This window comes from Aminobacter niigataensis, from assembly GCF_014200015.1.
Lineage (GTDB): Bacteria > Pseudomonadota > Alphaproteobacteria > Rhizobiales > Rhizobiaceae > Aminobacter > Aminobacter niigataensis.
Genome location: NZ_JACHOT010000001.1, coordinates 793,539 through 811,113, shown reverse-complemented (window position 1 = coordinate 811,113; position 17,575 = coordinate 793,539). Strand labels below are relative to the sequence as shown.

16 protein-coding genes are annotated in these 17,575 nt (G+C 64.0%); 11 read left to right on the top strand and 5 right to left on the bottom strand.

The window, feature by feature from the left end; translation table 11 throughout:
- Positions 1 to 94 precede the first annotated feature (94 nt).
- Positions 95 to 580, top strand: a complete 486-nt coding sequence (gene ruvX / locus GGQ99_RS04060) for a Holliday junction resolvase RuvX (protein ID WP_183260839.1) — start codon at positions 95 to 97, stop codon at positions 578 to 580.
- Here ruvX and GGQ99_RS04055 read toward each other — a convergent pair.
- Entirely contained in the window at positions 547 to 858 is a 312-nt protein-coding gene (locus GGQ99_RS04055) for a DUF6105 family protein (RefSeq protein WP_183260837.1), read from the bottom strand. The genes ruvX and GGQ99_RS04055 overlap by 34 nt on opposite strands.
- Before the next feature lie 199 nt (positions 859 to 1,057).
- Positions 1,058 to 2,686, bottom strand: coding sequence for an acyl-CoA dehydrogenase family protein (locus GGQ99_RS04050; protein WP_108609880.1), 1,629 nt, complete (start codon positions 2,684 to 2,686; stop codon positions 1,058 to 1,060).
- Between the two features lie 184 nt (positions 2,687 to 2,870).
- Here GGQ99_RS04050 and GGQ99_RS04045 point away from each other — a divergent pair, with 184 nt between their 5' ends.
- Genes GGQ99_RS04045 through dprA form a run of 4 tightly spaced genes read left to right on the top strand, consistent with a single transcriptional unit; the run spans position 2,871 to position 6,888 of the window.
- Positions 2,871 to 3,836 carry an aspartate carbamoyltransferase catalytic subunit gene (locus GGQ99_RS04045; protein WP_183260835.1) on the top strand — a complete coding sequence of 322 codons (966 nt, stop codon included), beginning with the start codon at positions 2,871 to 2,873 and terminating at the stop codon, positions 3,834 to 3,836.
- The gene (locus GGQ99_RS04040; protein WP_183260832.1) at positions 3,833 to 5,119 is read left to right on the top strand and encodes a dihydroorotase; all 1,287 of its coding nucleotides are present in this window, start codon (positions 3,833 to 3,835) and stop codon (positions 5,117 to 5,119) included. Before GGQ99_RS04045 ends, GGQ99_RS04040 begins: the two co-directional genes overlap by 4 nt.
- A 27-nt stretch (positions 5,120 to 5,146) precedes the next feature.
- Positions 5,147 to 5,758, top strand: coding sequence for a glycerol-3-phosphate 1-O-acyltransferase PlsY (plsY, locus tag GGQ99_RS04035; protein WP_108607966.1), 612 nt, complete (start codon positions 5,147 to 5,149; stop codon positions 5,756 to 5,758).
- Positions 5,755 to 6,888, top strand: coding sequence for a DNA-processing protein DprA (dprA, locus tag GGQ99_RS04030; RefSeq protein ID WP_183260830.1), 1,134 nt, complete (start codon positions 5,755 to 5,757; stop codon positions 6,886 to 6,888). Before plsY ends, dprA begins: the two co-directional genes overlap by 4 nt.
- Here the strand turns inward: dprA and GGQ99_RS04025 are convergent.
- Positions 6,850 to 7,056, bottom strand: coding sequence for a hypothetical protein (locus tag GGQ99_RS04025; protein WP_108607964.1), 207 nt, complete (start codon positions 7,054 to 7,056; stop codon positions 6,850 to 6,852). The genes dprA and GGQ99_RS04025 overlap by 39 nt on opposite strands.
- Positions 7,057 to 7,346: 290 nt before the next feature.
- Between GGQ99_RS04025 and topA the strand changes: the two genes are divergently transcribed.
- The 6 genes from topA (at position 7,347) to rpmG (ending at position 15,015) form a co-directional block, all read left to right on the top strand.
- The gene (gene topA / locus GGQ99_RS04020; RefSeq protein WP_108607963.1) at positions 7,347 to 9,959 is read left to right on the top strand and encodes a type I DNA topoisomerase; all 2,613 of its coding nucleotides are present in this window, start codon (positions 7,347 to 7,349) and stop codon (positions 9,957 to 9,959) included.
- 6 nt (positions 9,960 to 9,965) lie between these two features.
- Entirely contained in the window at positions 9,966 to 12,284 is a 2,319-nt protein-coding gene (gene rnr / locus GGQ99_RS04015; protein WP_108607962.1) for a ribonuclease R, read from the top strand.
- 2 nt (positions 12,285 to 12,286) lie between these two features.
- Positions 12,287 to 12,724, top strand: a complete 438-nt coding sequence (locus GGQ99_RS04010) for a DUF983 domain-containing protein (protein ID WP_183260828.1) — start codon at positions 12,287 to 12,289, stop codon at positions 12,722 to 12,724.
- Between the two features lie 73 nt (positions 12,725 to 12,797).
- Positions 12,798 to 13,538, top strand: coding sequence for an NUDIX hydrolase (locus tag GGQ99_RS04005; RefSeq protein WP_183260827.1), 741 nt, complete (start codon positions 12,798 to 12,800; stop codon positions 13,536 to 13,538).
- A 9-nt stretch (positions 13,539 to 13,547) separates the two neighbouring features.
- Positions 13,548 to 14,744 (top strand): MFS transporter, encoded by a 1,197-nt coding sequence (locus tag GGQ99_RS04000; RefSeq protein WP_183260826.1) that lies wholly within the window; start codon positions 13,548 to 13,550, stop codon positions 14,742 to 14,744.
- Between the two features lie 103 nt (positions 14,745 to 14,847).
- Positions 14,848 to 15,015, top strand: coding sequence for a 50S ribosomal protein L33 (rpmG, locus tag GGQ99_RS03995; RefSeq protein WP_019173400.1), 168 nt, complete (start codon positions 14,848 to 14,850; stop codon positions 15,013 to 15,015).
- Positions 15,016 to 15,080: 65 nt separating this feature from the next.
- Here rpmG and GGQ99_RS03990 read toward each other — a convergent pair whose 3' ends face one another.
- Positions 15,081 to 15,740: an esterase/lipase family protein gene (locus GGQ99_RS03990; RefSeq protein ID WP_246389501.1), complete on the bottom strand. Its 660-nt coding sequence runs from the start codon at positions 15,738 to 15,740 to the stop codon at positions 15,081 to 15,083.
- A 434-nt stretch (positions 15,741 to 16,174) separates the two neighbouring features.
- Positions 16,175 to 17,548 carry a PleD family two-component system response regulator gene (locus GGQ99_RS03985; RefSeq protein ID WP_108607956.1) on the bottom strand — a complete coding sequence of 458 codons (1,374 nt, stop codon included), beginning with the start codon at positions 17,546 to 17,548 and terminating at the stop codon, positions 16,175 to 16,177.
- Positions 17,549 to 17,575 lie beyond the last annotated feature (27 nt).

The following is a 17,575-nucleotide window of genomic DNA, read 5'->3' as shown; positions in this document are numbered from 1 at the left end:
GAACGCACCAAGCTCCTTTCAAAGGGGCCGATACGCAAATTCAAGGTGTTAGCACTTCCACCGGATGCGCACCTCAAGTCATAAGGAAAGCCGCTTGGCCATCGCTACGATTGAACAACTGCCTGAGCTGCTGGCCGGTGGCAAGACGCTGGCCGGCCTCGATCTCGGCGACAAGACGATCGGCGTTGCCGTGTCCGATCGCGGCCTGTCGTTCTCGCATCCGCGCCCGGTGATCATCCGCAAGAAGTTCACGCTCGATCTCGCAGCCCTGCTTGCCATGCTGGCCAAGGAAAATACCGGCGCGATCGTGATTGGCCTACCCATCAACATGGACGGTTCCGAGGGCCCGCGCGCCCAGAAATCGCGTGCCTTCGTGCGCAATGCGGCCAACCTGACCGAATTGCCCTTCATTTTCTGGGACGAGCGGCTGTCGACGGTGGCAGCGGAACGCGCACTGATCGAGATGGACGTGTCGCGCAAGAAGCGCGAAGGACGCATCGATTCGGCCGCCGCTGCCTTTATCCTGCAAGGCGTATTGGACAGGCTTCAGACGCTGGGCGCCGATTCCGCGGAAGAATAGCGCGCCCGCAGCACTCTCACTCTTTCAGCGATCTGCTTGCGGCGACGGAACGCCCAGATCGCCAGAATGACCAACGTATCGAAGAAGAAGGCCTTGGCCATCAACCACGGGATCGTCGCGGGATCGATACCGAGTATTTCGCCATAGAGCTCGAAGATGGCAAGGTTGAACCGGCGCGACAGCATCCAGTAGCCGAAATGCATGTCGTAGATCGACAGGAGGTACCAGCCCCAGAAAAGCACCAGCGGCGCGGCCCATATGGCAAAGATGTAGCGCATCAGGCGTGCCCCCGCGCACATGGCCCGGCGGCGTCAATGTCTGGCAACTGGTTCAAAAAGGCCCGCATCGGGAATCCCGCTTCTTTGCAGAATACAGTGGGCCCGGCGGATGCGCCGTGCAACGTAAACCATTCATTAAGGTTAACGACCGGCGGGCTGACGTGGCCCGGAGCCACCGCAAACCCGGCAGCGCCGCGGTTCAGCCGGCCTGCGGATAGAGAGTATCGATGATCAGCCGCGAATCGTGTCGTGCGTCGAGCATGCCGTAGGTACCGCGCCATTGTCCGGCGAGCCGGGTCTCGATGAAGGCATCGGCGATGCGCCCTGCCCCCATCCGGCGCAACTCCGCTGCTGCAGCCGAAATCGCCAGTTGCTCGGTCAGGATGCGTGCGGAGCCTTCGTCGGAGCTCGCGACCTGCATCGCCGCCCTGAGTACCCCCAGGATGCTGCGTCCGCCCGGGCCCAGATCGCGCTCGATGCTCGCAAGCACGTCATCAAACAGTCCCGGTGCCCGGCCCAGCACGCGCAGCACGTCCAGCGCCATGACGTTGCCGGAGCCTTCCCAGATCGCGTTGACCGGCGCCTCGCGATAGTAGCGCGCGAGCGGCGCTTCCTCGACATAGCCATTGCCGCCGAGGCATTCCATTGCCTCGTAGAGGAGCGGCGGTGCGATCTTGCAGACCCAGTATTTGACGACCGGGGTCATGGCACGCGCAAAGGCCGCCTCGCCGCGGTCCGATGCCGCTTCGTCGAAGGAGCGCGCCAGGCGGAAGGCGAGTGCGGTAGCACCGGCGACATCAAGCGCCATGTCGGCCAGCACGCGCTGCATCAGCGGCTGGTCGACGAGATTGGCGCCGAAAACCTGGCGGTGGCGGGTGTGGTGCACGGCTTCCGCCAACCCCGCCCGCATGATTGCCGAGGACGCCACGGCACAATCGAGGCGCGTCAGCGTCACCATGTCCATGATCGTCTTGACGCCGCCGCCGGGCTCGCCGACCAGGTCGCCGATGGCGCCCTGGATCTCGACCTCGGACGAGGCATTGGAACGGTTGCCGAGCTTGTCCTTGAGGCGCTGGAACTGCAGCCCGTTGGCCGAACCGTCGCTCAGGATGCGCGGAACCAGGAAACAGGACAGCCCCTCCGGCGCCTGCGCCAGCATCAGGAAGGCGTCCGACATCGGCGCCGACATGAACCACTTGTGGCCGTTGAGCCGATAGAAGCTGCCACCGGCACGTTCGGCCCTGGTGGTGTTGGCACGCACGTCGGTGCCGCCCTGCCTCTCGGTCATCCCCATGCCGAGCGTCAGGCCGGCCTTCTCGACCGGCGGCTTCTGCGCCTGATCGTATTTGCGGGTGGTGACGCGCGGTGCCCATTCGCGGAACAGCTTCGGGCTCGCCATCAGGGCTGCCAGCGAAGCGTTGGTCATGGTGATCGGGCACAGATGCCCGCATTCGAGTTGCGCGGTAAGATAAAAGCGTGCGGCTCGCACCTGGTGCCGCCGGCCGGTTTCCGTGCCGCCATTTTCCCAGACGGAAGAATGCAGCCCGCCGGCGACCGAACGGCGCATCAGCGCATGATAGGCCGGATGAAACTCGACTTGGTCGATGCGTCGGCCCTGTCGGTCGTGTGTCCTGAGCTTCGGTACCTCGCTGTTGGCGAGCCGCGCCAGGTCCTGCGCTTCCTGGTTCAGCACGAAGCGGCCGAGGCCGTCGAGGTCGCGACGGACCGGCTCGGAAAAGCTCTCTGCAATCTGGATCAGCAGCGGATCTCCGCGCCAGGCATTGCTGCCCGTCAGCGGAGGGGGCTGGTTCGGCACGTCCTGCGTCACGCCTTGTCCTTCATCGGTGTGGGCGACGGGCACGAATCCGCAGCCATGGCCGGCTTTATAGCCGAAATGCTTAGCGATAGCTTATGGCGCAGCTTGCCCGCGACGAAAATCCCGTGGGAGAACTTTCATCATCGAAATGCCGGCTTGCGGGTCACTTAAGCACAGCCTATAGCAGCGCCTTGAGATGACAGACCTTTCGTCCCTGCCGCCCTACCCGCACCGCCATCTTCTTGGCATCCGCGACCTTTCTCCATTCGACATCGAATTGCTGCTCGACCGGGCCGATGCCGCGGTGTCGATTTCGCGTCAGTCGGAGAAAAAGACCTCGACGCTGCGCGGGCGCACCCAGATCAACCTGTTCTACGAAGCCTCGACGCGCACGCAGTCGTCGTTCGAGCTCGCCGGAAAGCGCCTCGGCGCCGACGTCATGAACATGTCGGTGGCAAGCTCTTCGGTGAAGAAGGGCGAAACGCTGATCGATACGGCGATGACGCTGAATGCGATGCGGCCCGACATCCTCATCATCCGCCATCAGTCGGCCGGTGCCGCCGCCCTGCTTGCACAGAAGGTCGGCTGCTCGGTGGTCAATGCCGGCGACGGCGCACATGAACACCCAACGCAGGCGCTGCTCGACGCCCTGACGATCCGCCGCGCCAAGGGCAGCATCGCCCGGCTGACGGTGGCGATCTGCGGCGACATCCTACATTCGCGCGTTGCGCGCTCCAATATCCTGTTGCTCAACGCGCTCGGCGCGCGCGTCCGTGTCGTGGCGCCTTCGACACTACTTCCATCGGGCATCGACCAGATGGGAGTCGAGGTAACGCAGTCGATGGCCGATGGCCTCAAGGACGCCGACGTCGTCATGATGCTGCGCCTGCAGCGCGAGCGCATGGCCGGCGCCTTCGTGCCTTCGGTGCGCGAATATTTCCGCTACTACGGCCTCGACGCCGAAAAACTGAAGGCGGCCAAGCCCGACGCGCTGGTGATGCATCCCGGCCCGATGAACCGTGGGGTCGAAATCGCCTCCGAGATCGCCGATGGGCCGCAAAGCGTCATCCAGGAACAGGTGGAAATGGGCGTCGCCGTGCGCATGGCGGTGATGGAAGCGCTGCTCGACCCGCGCCGCAATCGCGATGGACAGAACGCATGAGCATCACGGTTTTCCAGCGCGCCCGCATCGTCGACCCCTCGCGCGGCGTCGATGCGACCGGTTCGGTCATCGTCGACGGCAAGAAAATCGTCGCAGCAGGTGCCGACGCGCTCAACCAGGGCATTCCCGGCGGCGCCGAAGTCATTGATTGCGCCGGCAAGACGATCATCCCCGGCCTGGTCGACGGCCGCGTCTTCATCGGCGAACCCGGCGGCGAGCATCGTGAAACGATCGCCTCGGCAAGCGTTGCCGCTGCTGCCGGCGGCGTCACCTCGATCGTCATGATGCCCGACACCGATCCGGTGATCGATAACGTGGCCCTCGTCGAATTCGTGCTGCGGACCGCCAAGGAAACCGCATCGGTCAACGTCTTCCCTGCCGCAGCCATCACCAAGGGCCTCGAAGGCCACGAGATGACCGAGTTCGGCCTGCTGCGCGAAGCGGGTGCTGTTGCCTTCACCGATGGACGCCACACCATTGCCAATTCGCTGATGATGCGCCGGGCGCTGACCTATGCCCGCGATTTCGATGCCGTGATCGCGCATGAGACGCAGGATGCCGACCTCGCCTCGTCGGGGGTGATGAACGAAGGGCTCTACGCCAGCTGGCTGGGGCTTTCGGGCATTCCGCGCGAAGCCGAGACCATCCCGCTCGAACGCGACCTCGCGCTCGCGCGCCTGACACGCGGCCGCTATCACGCTGCCAAGATCTCGACGGCCATGGCAGCCAGCGCCGTTTCGCGCGCCAAGGCGGACGGCGCCAAGGTGACGGCGGGTGTTTCGATCAACAGCCTGTCGCTCAACGAAAACGACGTCGGCGAGTACCGCACCTTCTTCCGGCTGGCGCCACCGCTGCGCGCCGAGGAAGACCGCCTCGCCATGGTCGAGGCCCTGAAGGACGGCACCATCGACGTGATCGTGTCGTCGCATGACCCGCAGGACGTCGACACCAAGCGCCTGCCCTTCGCAGATGCCGCCGCGGGCGCGATCGGGCTGGAGACGCTGCTCGCCGTCGCATTGCGCCTGCATCACAACGACGATGTCCCGCTGCTGCGTATCATCGATACGCTTTCGACCGCTCCGGCACGACTGTTCGGCCTGCCAGGCGGCACGCTGAAGCCGGGTGCGGTTGCGGATCTGGCGCTCGTCGACCTCGGCGAGCCGTGGGTGGTGCGCGAGGCCGACATCCGCTCGCGCTCCAAGAACACCTGCTTCGAAGGCGCGCGCCTTCAGGGCAAGGTCTTGAAAACCTTGGTCGCCGGACGCACAGTGTTCTCGGCCTGACGGCCACGGGGGAGAAGAAATACCTTGATGCCGGATGACATTTTTCCGACGGCTCTACACGTGCTCGTTGCAGCCGCCGTATTCGGCTATCTCCTGGGCTCGATTCCATTCGGGCTGCTGCTCACGCGTGCGGCCGGCCTGGGCGACGTGCGCAAGATCGGCTCGGGCAACATCGGCGCCACCAATGTGCTGCGCACGGGCAACAAGAAACTGGCGGCAGCAACGCTGCTGCTCGATGCGCTCAAGGGCACCGTGGCCGTGGTCATCGCAGCGCGCTGGAGCCATGACGCAGCGCTTGCCGCCGGCCTCGGCGCCTTCATCGGCCACCTCTACCCGATCTGGCTCGGCTTCAAGGGTGGCAAGGGTGTGGCGACCTATCTCGGCGTCCTGTTCGGCCTTTCGGGGCTCGGCGCCCTGGCCTTTGCCGTCACCTGGCTGCTCGTCGCCTTCGTCAGCCGCTATTCGTCGCTTGCAGCGCTGACGGCTGCGGTTGTGGTACCGATCGCACTTTATATGACTGACATGCCCAAGGCAGCCGGCCTGCTTGCGCTGATGAGCGTCATCGTCTTCATCCGCCACCGCGCCAACATCTCGCGCCTGCTCGCCGGCACCGAATCGCGGATCGGATCCAAGGGATGAACCAACCCGCCGCCGGGCCGCATCTCAGCGACCGGCAGCGGCTCCACTGGCTGCGCCTAATCCGCACCCCGAATGTCGGCCCGGCCAGTTTTCGCGACCTGATCAACCGCTTCGGCTCGGCCGAAACCGCGATCGAGATGCTGCCCGAGATCATGATGGCGGGCGGCGCCAACCGGCTGGTCAAGGTTCCTTCCGTCGCTGAGGCTGAAGCGGAAATGCAGGCAGCGCGCCAATGCGGGGCGCGTTTCGTGGCGCTTGGCGAGCCGGACTACCCCCAGATCCTCAAACGCATGGACCATCCCCCGCCGCTGCTCGCCGTCAAGGGCACTGGCGCGGTCTTCGCCCTGCCGCCGGTGGCGATCGTGGGCGCGCGCAACGCCTCACTCGCCGGCATCAAGATGGCGCGGACGCTGGCCGCGGAACTCGGCCGCAACGGCTATGCGGTGATTTCAGGCCTGGCGCGCGGAATCGACACCGCCGCCCACCAGGGCAGCCTGGATACCGGAACGGTAGGAGTGCTGGCGGGCGGGCTCGACCGTCCCTACCCGTCCGAGAATATCGGCCTTTGCGACGAGATCGCCGAGCGCGGCGCGGTCGTATCGGAAATGCCGTTCGGCTGGGAGCCCCGCGCGCAGGACTTTCCGCGTCGCAACCGCATCGTCGCAGGCCTTGTCCTCGGACTGGTGGTCGTCGAAGCGGCAAAACGCTCGGGTTCGCTGATCAGCGCGCGGCTGGCCGGCGATATGGGACGGCTGGTTTTCGCCGTGCCCGGCTCGCCGCTCGACCCGCGCGCCGCCGGCACCAATGGCCTGCTGAAGGACGGTGCGACGCTGGTGACCGAGGTCGGCGACATACTCGAGGCATTGGCGCCATTGGTCGGGGGCCAGTCCTACATCGCAGCCAGCATGGAAGAGCCGCCGGATTTCAGCGCCACGCCACCGCCCGCCGACAGCGACCGCGCCCGGGTGATCGAAGTTTTGGGGCCGGTACCGGTCGAAGTCGATGAACTGATCCGTCATACCGGACTTCACCCGGCGCAAATCTTCATGATCCTGCTGGAACTGGATCTTGCCGGACGGCTCGAGCGCCACTCAGGCGGACGTGTTTCGCTTGTTGATCCCGATGTTTGACGGCCGATCACCGCGTATCACATCTCCAGCCTCGACATAGGCCATCTCGATCAGATAGGCGAGCATGCCGCAGCGCTCGGCTTCCGCCATGATGCGGAGTTGCCCCAGCATCGACTGGATATAGTCCAGCGTTTCGGCTCGCCTACGTGTTGGCGGCGGCTTGTGCATAGAATTGGCTTTCCTTTTGTCTTGCCGCCCGGTGTTGAGCACAGGATTCGGTGCCTATCTCCACGCGAGAAACAGGCCCAACCGGCAATGGCAGAAGCGTAGCAAATCTACTAACAATTGCAATAGCGCCGATTAATATACCTTAGGTTGTATTGCCGATGTCAGCCGGCGTTTTTGGCCCCGTCCCCTTGACCAGACTGAAAAGGGCGGCCATGTGACGTGCGAATTGAAAATTCTTCGCCACGCGCCGTTGCCGTTGTTTTGGCGCTTCACTGGAAAATCAGCCACATATGGACGTCGTTGTCGTCGAGTCACCGAACAAGGTGAAAAGCATCAACAAGTATCTGGGCAAGAACTACAAGGTTCTGGCCTCGTTCGGCCATGTCCGCGATCTGCCGGCCAAGGATGGCTCGGTCAAGCCGGATGACGATTTCGCCATGTCCTGGGCTGTCGACACCGCGTCGGCGAAGCGGCTCACCGAAATCGCCAAGGCGGTCAAGGAAGCCGATGGCCTGATCCTCGCAACCGATCCGGATCGCGAGGGAGAAGCCATCGCCTGGCACGTGCTCGAAGTGCTGAAGCAGAAGCGCGTCCTCAAGGACAAGACCATCAAGCGCGTCGCCTTCAACTCGATCACCAAGCAGGCGGTTCTCGAGGCAATCGCCAATCCGCGCGAGATCGACCCGCCGCTGGTGGACGCCTATCTGGCACGCCGGGCGCTCGACTATCTCGTCGGCTTCACTCTTTCTCCCGTGCTCTGGCGCAAGCTGCCGGGCGCCCGCTCGGCCGGTCGCGTCCAGTCGGTGGCGCTGCGCTTCGTCTGCGACCGCGAGGCCGAGATCGAGCGTTTCGTGCGCGAAGAGTACTGGCAGATCGCAGCTATTCTCGGCACGCCGCGCGCGGAAAATTTCGAGGCAAGGCTCACCGTCTATGACGGCAAGAAGCTGCAGAAGCTCGACATCTCTTCGCAGGCGATGGCCGATGACATCAAGGCGATGCTGGAGGGGGCAACCTTCAAGGCACTGTCGGTCGAAGCCAAGCCGACCAGGCGCAATCCGAGCGCCCCTTTCACCACCTCGACCTTGCAGCAGGCGGCATCCTCGAGCCTCGGCTTTTCCGCGAGCCGCACCATGCAGGTCGCCCAGCGCCTCTACGAAGGCATGGAGATCGGTGGCGAGACGGCCGGCCTGATCACCTATATGCGTACCGACGGCGTGCAGATGGCACCCGAGGCGATCGAGGCCGCGCGCGAAGCGATCGGCAAGGAGTTCGGTACAAAATACCTGCCCGAGAAACCGCGCCAGTATACGACCAAGGCCAAGAACGCCCAGGAAGCGCACGAAGCCATCCGGCCGACCGATTTCTCGCGCACGCCGACCGAAATGCGCAAGTTCCTCGATGCGGACCAGGCCCGTCTCTATGAGATCATCTGGAAGCGGGCGATTGCCAGCCAGATGCAGCCGGCCGAGATCGAGCGCACCACCGTCGAGATCGAGGCGCGCAATGGCGCCAAGACGGCCGGCCTGCGCGCCGTGGGCTCCGTCACCCGGTTCGACGGCTTCATCGCCGCCTACACTGAGCAGAAGGACGAGGATTCGGAAGACGAGGAAAGCCGTCGCCTGCCCGAGATCCGTGCCGACGAGACGCTCAAGCGCGAATCCGTCAACGCCAGCCACCACACCACCGAGCCTCCGCCCCGCTATTCCGAGGCGAGCTTCATCAAGAAGATGGAAGAGCTTGGCATTGGCCGTCCCTCGACTTATGTCGCGACGCTGAAGACGCTCGAAGAGCGCGACTATGTAAAGATCGAGAACAGAAAGCTCATTCCGGAGCCCAAGGGGCGGCTCGTGACCGCCTTCATGGAGAGCTTCTTCCAGCATTATGTGGAGTACGACTTCACCGCCTCGCTGGAAGAGAAGCTCGACGAGGTTTCCGACGGCAAGCTCGCCTGGCGCGACGTGCTGCGCGATTTCTGGAAGGACTTTTCCGGCGCCGTTGATGACATCAAGGAACTGCGCGTCACCGAAGTGCTCGATGCGCTGAACGAGGAACTCGCCCCGCTCGTCTTCCCCGAGCGCGAGGACGGCTCGAACCCGCGCATCTGCCCGAAATGCGGCACCGGCAACCTGTCGCTCAAGCTCGGGAAATACGGTGCCTTCGTCGGCTGTTCGAACTATCCCGAATGCGGCTTTACCCGCCAGCTCGACGGCCCCGGCGGCAATGGCGAGAATGGCGGCCTGGAAGACGGCACCAAGGTGCTGGGCACCGATCCCTACACCAATGAGGAGATCACCCTGCGCAGCGGCCGCTTCGGCCCCTACATCCAGCGCGGTGACGGCAAGGAAGCCAAGCGCTCCAGCCTGCCCAAGGGCTGGTCGGCGGCATCCATCGACCACGAAAAGGCGCTTGCCCTGCTGGCACTGCCACGCGATGTCGGCCAGCACCCGGAATCGGGCAAGATGATCTCGGCAGGTCTTGGTCGCTACGGCCCGTTCGTGCTGCACGAAGGTACCTACGCCAATCTCGAAAGCATCGAGGACGTGTTCTCGATCGGCCTCAACCGCGCTGTCACCGTGCTTGCCGAGAAGCAGGCCAAGGGCAAGGGTGGACGCGGCAGCACGCCGGCCGCACTCAAGGATCTTGGCGAGCACCCCGCCGGCGGCGGCAACATCACCGTGCGCGACGGCAAGTACGGTCCCTATGTCAATTTCGGCAAGGTCAATGCTACCCTGCCGAAGGGCAAGGACCCCGCCACCGTGACCGTCGAGGACGCGCTTGCGCTGATCGCTGAAAAGGAAGCGAAAGGCGGAGGCGGCAAGAAGCCGGCCCGCGGCGGGGCCAAGAAGGCAGCCGGCAGCGCGACCAAGAAGCCAGCCGCCAGCAAGGCCAAAAAGAAGGACTGACCGACCTTGGCGCGAAAGATTTCCGGACGAAACGCCGGCACCAGACGCGCCGCAAGCGACGAGGTCCGCGGCAAGGACGTCTATCGCCCCTCGCGTGACGAGATTCTGCGCTACATCGCGGAGAATCCCGATCGCAGCGGCAAGCGGGACATTGCCAAGGCCTTTGCGCTCAAGAACGAAGACCGCATCTGGCTGAAAGAGCTGTTGCGCGAACTCCAGGACGAGGGCCTGCTTGAGAAGAGCCGCAAGCGCCTGAGCCGGGTCGGCGCCCTGCCCCATGTCGCCGTGCTCGACATCTTCGGCCGCGACACCGAGGGCACGCTCCTGGCGCGTGCTTCCGAGCAGCCGGACGGTCCCATCGTTGCCGTCAAGACATCACGCACGAGCAACGGACCGACGCCCGGCGTCGGCGACCGTGTGCTGGCGAAGACCTTCCCGGTCGAGGGGTATCTCGGCGACGAAAACGTGCCGGCTTATACCGCCCGTATCATGAAGGTGTTCGAAAAGCGCAGCGATACCGCGCTCGGCATCTTCCGCATCCTCAAGGACGGCACGTTCCGCATCGAGCCGGTCGAGCGCCGCCAGCCCGAACTGGTGGTCGACAAGGACTCCCAGAACGGCGCCAAGGATGGCGACCTTGTGGAAGTGGTGCCAGAGCGCGCCAGCCGATATGGGCTGCCGCGCGCCAAGGTGGTCTCGGTGCTTGGCTCGCTGACCAATGAGAAGGCTGTCTCGATGATCGCCATCCATGCCCACGAGATTCCGCACATCTTCCCTGCCGAGGTGATCGCCGAGGCTGAAGCAGTCAAACCGGCGACGCTCGACGGCAAGCGCGAGGACTGGCGCGAGCTGCCGCTGGTCACCATCGATCCGGCGGACGCCAAGGACCATGACGACGCCGTCTATGCCGAGCCGGATACGGATGAAAAAAACCCGGGCGGCTTTATCGCCACCGTCGCCATCGCCGACGTCGCGGCCTATGTCCGCCCCGGCACCGCTCTGGACCAAGAGGCACTGAAGCGCGGCAACTCGGTCTATTTCCCCGACCGCGTCGTGCCGATGCTGCCCGAACGCATCTCCAACGATTTGTGCTCGCTGCGCGAAGGCGTCGACCGGCCGGCACTTGCCGTGCGCATGACGTTTTCGGCCGAAGGCCGCAAGGTCAGGCACTCCTTCCACCGCATCATGATGCGCTCGTCGGCCCGCCTCGCCTATCCGCAGGCGCAGGCCGCCATCGACGGCGTGCCCGACGACAAGACCGGGCCGATCCTGGAGACCATCCTCAAGCCACTGTGGGCGGCCTACGACGTGCTCAAGCGCGGCCGCGACAGCCGCCAGCCGCTCGAACTCGACCTCCCCGAAAGAAAGATCCTGCTCAAGCCCGACGGCACGGTTGACCGCGTCATCGTTCCCGATCGCCTCGACGCCCACAAGCTGATCGAGGAGTTCATGATCCAGGCCAACGTCGCGGCGGCCGAAACCCTGGAAAACAAAAAGCAGAAACTCGTCTACCGCATCCATGACGGCCCCTCGCTTGCCAAGCAGGAATCGCTGCGCGAGTTCCTGCAAACGATCGGTCTGTCATTGGCGCGTGGCGCCGAGATGCGGCCAGCCCAGTTCAACGGAATCCTCGAGCGTGTGCGCGGCGAGGACAACGAGCAACTTGTCAACGAGGTGGTGCTGCGCTCGCAGAGCCAGGCCGAGTACAATCCCGACAATATCGGGCACTTCGGCCTCAATCTGCGCCGCTACGCCCATTTCACCTCGCCGATCCGCCGCTATGCCGACCTCATCGTCCATCGTGCCCTGATCGCCTCGCTGGGCTTGGGCGCCGGTGGCCTGACGCCGTCGGAAGAAGCACGCCTGGAAGAAATCGCCGGCCTCATTTCGCAGACCGAACGCCGCGCCATGGCAGCCGAAAGGGAGACCGTCGATCGGCTGGTCGCCGGCTTCCTGTCCGAACGGCTCGACGAGACTTTCGAGGCCCGCATCTCGGGCGTGGTCAAGGCGGGACTATTTGTCCAATTGCCGCAATATGGCGCGGATGGTTTCATCCCCGTGTCATCCTTGGGTGACGATTATTACCACTTCGACGAAGCCGCCCGCGCCCTCTTCGGGGAGCGCAGCGGCAAGGGCTACCAACTCGCTGACCGCGTTGAAGTGCGGCTTGTCGAGATCGCCCCGCTGGCTGGCGCCATGCGCTTCGAAATGCTGACCGAACCGAAGCCCCTGCCCGGTTCGAAACGGTCGTTCCACAAGACCAAGGGGCAAAGAACGCGTGCCCGTGCCTCCCAACCGCGGCGAGGTCCGCGCGGCAGGAGATGACGATGGAAGAACAGGTATTCGGTGACGGCCACCAGCAGGTCGCCCGCGAGGCACGGCCCGTCTGGCCGGCGATCAAGCGCGGCCTGTTCTGCAAATGCCCGAAATGCGGCGAAGGCAAGCTCTTTGCGTCCTTCGTCAAGACTGTCGACCGCTGCAGCGTCTGCCACGAAGAGATATTCCATCACCGCGCTGACGACCTGCCCGCCTATCTCGTCGTCGTCCTCGTCGGCCATATCGTCGTCGGCGCCTTCATGGCCGTCGAAGCCAACGTCACGCTTGCACTGTGGCAGCACCTGCTGATCTGGGTGCCGCTGACGATCGTGTCCGCTCTTGCGCTGCTTCGCCCCATGAAGGGTGGCGTGGTCGGCATGCAATGGGCGCTCTACATGCATGGCTTCGGCGGCGAAGAAGACGCTGTCGACGCGCCCCCGGGGGCCTGACCGGACGCTGGCGCAATGCCAAGTCGCATCCAAGCGCTTCCTTCCACCCCGACATTCCGTTAGGACAGCCGCGATGGATGGCATCAGCAAGACAGAACTCGACAGGCTCGAAGCCAGGGAACTGGTGAAAAACGCCGCCCCCTTGCGTCCGCGCGACGCGGCGACGCTGATCCTGCTCGACCGAAGCGGCGACGATGTGCTGGTGCTGATGGGCCGGCGGCACATGAAGCATGCCTTCATGCCCGGCAAATTCGTCTTCCCGGGCGGCCGCACCGACCCGGCCGACAGCCGCATCAAGGTTGCCGACGAACTTCATCCGGACGAAGAGACCAAGCTGCGTGCCGGCACGGGCAGCGTCAGCATCGCTCGCGCCCGCGCGATCGCGCTGTCGGCGGTTCGCGAGACCTACGAAGAAGCAGGCCTGTTGATCGGTCGACGCGGGGCGTTCTCGACCACCAAGGCCGATTGGCAGGGATTCGCCGAACATGGCGTGGAGCCCAGCCTTGCCTCGCTGCGCTTCATTGCGCGCGCCATAACACCTCCGGGACGCGTTCGCCGCTTCGACACCCGATTCTTGTCGGCCTGGCGCAGCGACGTGGCCGTCGAGCTGCCCGACGGCGGACCGACAAACGAGCTCGAGGAACTTGTCTGGCTGCCGCTGGCCGACGCCGTGGAGGCCGACATTCCGGCCATCACGAAATCAGTTCTCGGCGACCTCCGGCAACGGCTGGCAAGCGATCCCGGGCTCAGGCCAGGCGGCGAAGTGCCGTTCTACCGCATGTTCAACCAACGCTTTCGGCGCGACATCCTTTAGGCCTCACATATGCACGAGACCATCCAGGAAGCCGAAACCGTCGAACGCGTGCACTGGCGCTCGATTTCCGCCGCGATCGCCTCGATCAGCGTTGTCGGCATCGCCATCGGTCTGGGCATACCGCTGCTCAGCGTGATCCTTGAATCGCGCGGCTACTCACCCTCGATGATCGGGCTCAATACGGCAGTGGCCGGCATTGCATCGATTTGCGCGGCACCGCTGGCAACCCCGATCGCGATGCGGTTCGGCGTCGTCTGGACGATGTTCGCAATGATCATCGCCGGTGCGGTGGCTTTCGTCGGGTTCTATTTCGCGCCGTCGTTCTGGATGTGGTTTCCGCTGCGGGCGGTATTGCATTTCGCCCTGACGGTGCTGTTCATCCTGTCGGAATTCTGGATCAGCACCTGCGCGCCGCCGCATCGGCGCGGCCTGGTGCTTGGCATCTACGCCACGGTACTGTCGCTCGGCTTCGCTGCCGGCCCGTGGCTGTTCTCCCAGATCGGCAGCACCGGCCTGCTGCCGTTCGGCCTCACCTTCTGTCTCGTCATGATCGCCGCGATTCCCGTCGTTCTGGCGCGCAGCGAGAGCCCCAAGATCGTCTCCGAAGGCGGCAAGGGTGGCTTCTTCCGCTACATCTGGATGGTTCCGACTGCGACGGCAGCCGTGCTTGTCTTCGGTGCCGTCGAGACGGGCGGCTTCGCCCTGTTCCCGATCTATGGCCAGCGGATCGGCTATTCCGAGGCCGACGCGGCGCTGCTGCTCACCATGATCGGCCTCGGCAACGTCATGCTTCAGATCCCGTTCGGCATGATCAGCGACCGCATCGCCGACCGGCGCTGGCTGCTGCTGATTTGCGCTGCTACCGGCTTGATAGGCACCCTCGCCATGCCTGTCCTCGCCGGCAACTGGCACGTCATGGCCGGCCTGCTGTTCGTCTGGGGCGGCGTGGTGGCGGCCCTCTACACCATCGGCCTCGCCCATCTTGGCGCACAGCTTTCCGGCCGCGACCTCGCCTCGGCCAATGCGGCCTTCATCTTCTGCTACGGCATCGGCATGATTCTCGGCCCGCAGGTGATCGGCATCTTCATGGATATCTTCGGGCCAAATGGATTCGGCTGGGCGCTGGCGCTGTTCTTCGGCGGATATATGGCCATCGGCCTGGGCCGAATTGCCGCGAAATCCGGGCTTTCGCGCTCCGAGGCTTGACTTTCCAGGCACGATCTTTATGTGTCCCGCCAGGTTTTCCGCGTCCGGGTTGTTTTCCCGTCCTGAGGCGGGTGCAACTCCAGACAATTAACGGACGAGAATCATGGCCAAGGCTGCAAACATCAAGATCAAGCTTCTGTCGACCGCCGACACCGGTTTCTTCTACGTGACGAGCAAGAACAGCCGCACGAAGACTGAGAAGCTGTCGTTCCGCAAGTACGACCCGGTTGCCAAGAAGCACGTTGAATTCAAGGAAACCAAGATCAAGTAATCTGGTTTTCGCCCGGAATTCCGAAACGCCGCCCAGTGGGCGGCGTTTTTGTTTTGGGGGTTAGATCAGTTCCCGAAAGCACGCCGCATCAGTTCACGGAACGTCAGTTCGTGATCGAAGTGCCCGTCGCGCAGAAAATTCAGCGTCTGCGCGATGACAAGCGGATTGTTCATCATGAAGGTATGCGTCGCAGGCAGGACGATGTGGTCCTTCATGCCTTCAAGCTTGGTGCTTTCCACCGAGACCTTGCCGTCGTTCGGGCCCTTGAACATGCCGGACAAGAACGGGTTGAGCGACCGGTCGCCGGCGATGATGCCTAGCTCGAACCGAGCAGGCCCGAGTTCATTGGGAACGCTGTCCGGCCCCGTACCCAGCTGACCGCCGGCCGGGCCATTGACGATTTCGAACAGCTTGAGACCACCCAAGGTGTCGACCAGTTCGGAACCATGATTGGGTGGCGCGAGCATGACGACGCGACCGAGATTTTCGGGGCGGTTCTGCGTGAGCCAAGCCCGTACCAGGATGCCGCCCATGGAATGGGTCACGAAGTGAACCGGGCCGGCCTCGCCGCACTTGGCCACCGACGCATCGACATATGCGATCAACTGGTCGATGGGAACATCGGTCGACGGATAGGCGTCGTTGACGACAGCGTAGTCGAACGAGCCGAGCGTCTCTTCCATCAGCATCAGGGATGCGTCCGTGCGCGCCAGGCCATGGAGCATCACGACGCATTCCCGCGCAGATGCCGCGGTCGAAAATGTCATGAACAAAAGAGCAGCAAGAATACGCATCGAAAACACTAGTCCGAATGCCCGGCCCGGCTCAAGCCGACGCAACGGACAGACAAACCGAAGTGCTTTCGAAAAGGAAAACAGGGGGCCGGTCGGCTGCTGGCAGCGGTACGAGGAGGCCACTATGTGCCAGTGCCGGCCGGCCGACCCCACGGACCCAGGAGATGCGGCGGACCTGAGCATCATGGGGTATCAATTGGGCTTCCGGCCTGTGCTCCTCGTGCCGACGCCCGTCCTTCTTCTCCACTCCACAGTCGCGCAAGATTACTTGAAAATCAACACTTTCTTAACCACGGCTCGCGAATCGCTTGGGTTAAGGTAAACGATTGAGCTTAACGCGCTTGACTATCCGACCCTTGTCGGCGTCAGGCCGCACGCGCGACCACGCGGTTGCGGCCGCGGGTCTTGGCATCGTAGAGCGCGAGGTCTGCACGCTTCATCAGGCCGGCAACCGTGTCGCCTTTGGCGAGCAGCGACGACACGCCGACGCTGACCGTAACCGATACGCCCTTGCCCGCTCCGCTGATTGCAAATGGCGTCTGGGCGACCTCCGCGCGAATGCGCTCGGCGACCATCTCGGCCAGCGCCGCGTCGGTATCGGGCATCACCACGACGAACTCCTCGCCGCCGAATCGGCAAGCGAGGTCAATGCCGCGAACGCTCTTCTTCACGCGCCGCGCAAACTCGCGCAGCACCTCGTCGCCGCCATCATGACCAAACGTGTCGTTGATCCGCTTGAAGCGGTCTAGGTCGGTGATCATCAGCGAAAGCGGCCTGTGCCGGGCGACGGCGCGGTCGAACAGGCGCGGCAGGTGACTGTCGAGGTAGCGGCGGTTGTGCAGGCCCGTCAGGCCGTCCGTCACGGCCATCTCGATGGTCTGGCTGACGCTCTGCCGCAGTTCGTCATTGTAGCGCTTGCGGCGCACCTGTGTGCGCAGCCGTGCAATCAGCTCTTCACGGTCGAGCGGCCGCACCAGATAATCGTTGATGCCGAGTTCGAGCCCGCGAATGATGCGGTCGTCCTCTTCCTTGCGGACCAGAAGCACGATCGGCAGCGACCGCGTGCGGTCGAGCGATCGCAGTTGCGAGCACAACCGCAACGGATCGAACTCGGAAAATCCGGTCGACACGATGACGCATTCATAGCTGCCTTCGGCGGCATTGAAGAGCCCCGACTGCGGGTCGGCGGCGATCTGCACGTCTGCAGCGCCGTCCAGCAGCGCACAGATATGGGCCGCCGACGACGTCTGCTCGTCGATCAGCAGCACCTTCGGCATCGTTTCCTGCAGCAACTCGGATCGCGACAATAGCTCGTCCAGGCCAATGCTGTGCGTGGTCGAGGCGCGCAGCCTGAGCTCGTCGGTCAGGACCTTGAGCCGAACCAAGCTCTTCACGCGCGTGATCAGTTGCAGGTCGTTGACCGGCTTGGTGAGGAAGTCGTCGGCTCCCACCTCGAGCCCGCGCACGCGATCGGTGACGTGGTCGAGGGCAGTGACCATGACGACGGGGATGTGGGCGGTCGCGGGATCGGCCTTCAGCCGACGGCAGACCTCGAAGCCGTCCATGCCAGGCATCATGATGTCGAGCAGCACGACGTCGACCTTGCCGTCCTCGCAGGCAGCGATGGCGTCCGGCCCATTGTAGGCGGTCTGTACTTCGAAATATTCGGCGAGCAGCCTGACTTCGAGCAGCTTCACATTGGCCGGGATGTCGTCGACGACAAGGATGCGCGCGGTCATGCCAGTACCTCGTGCGAACCCGGCGAG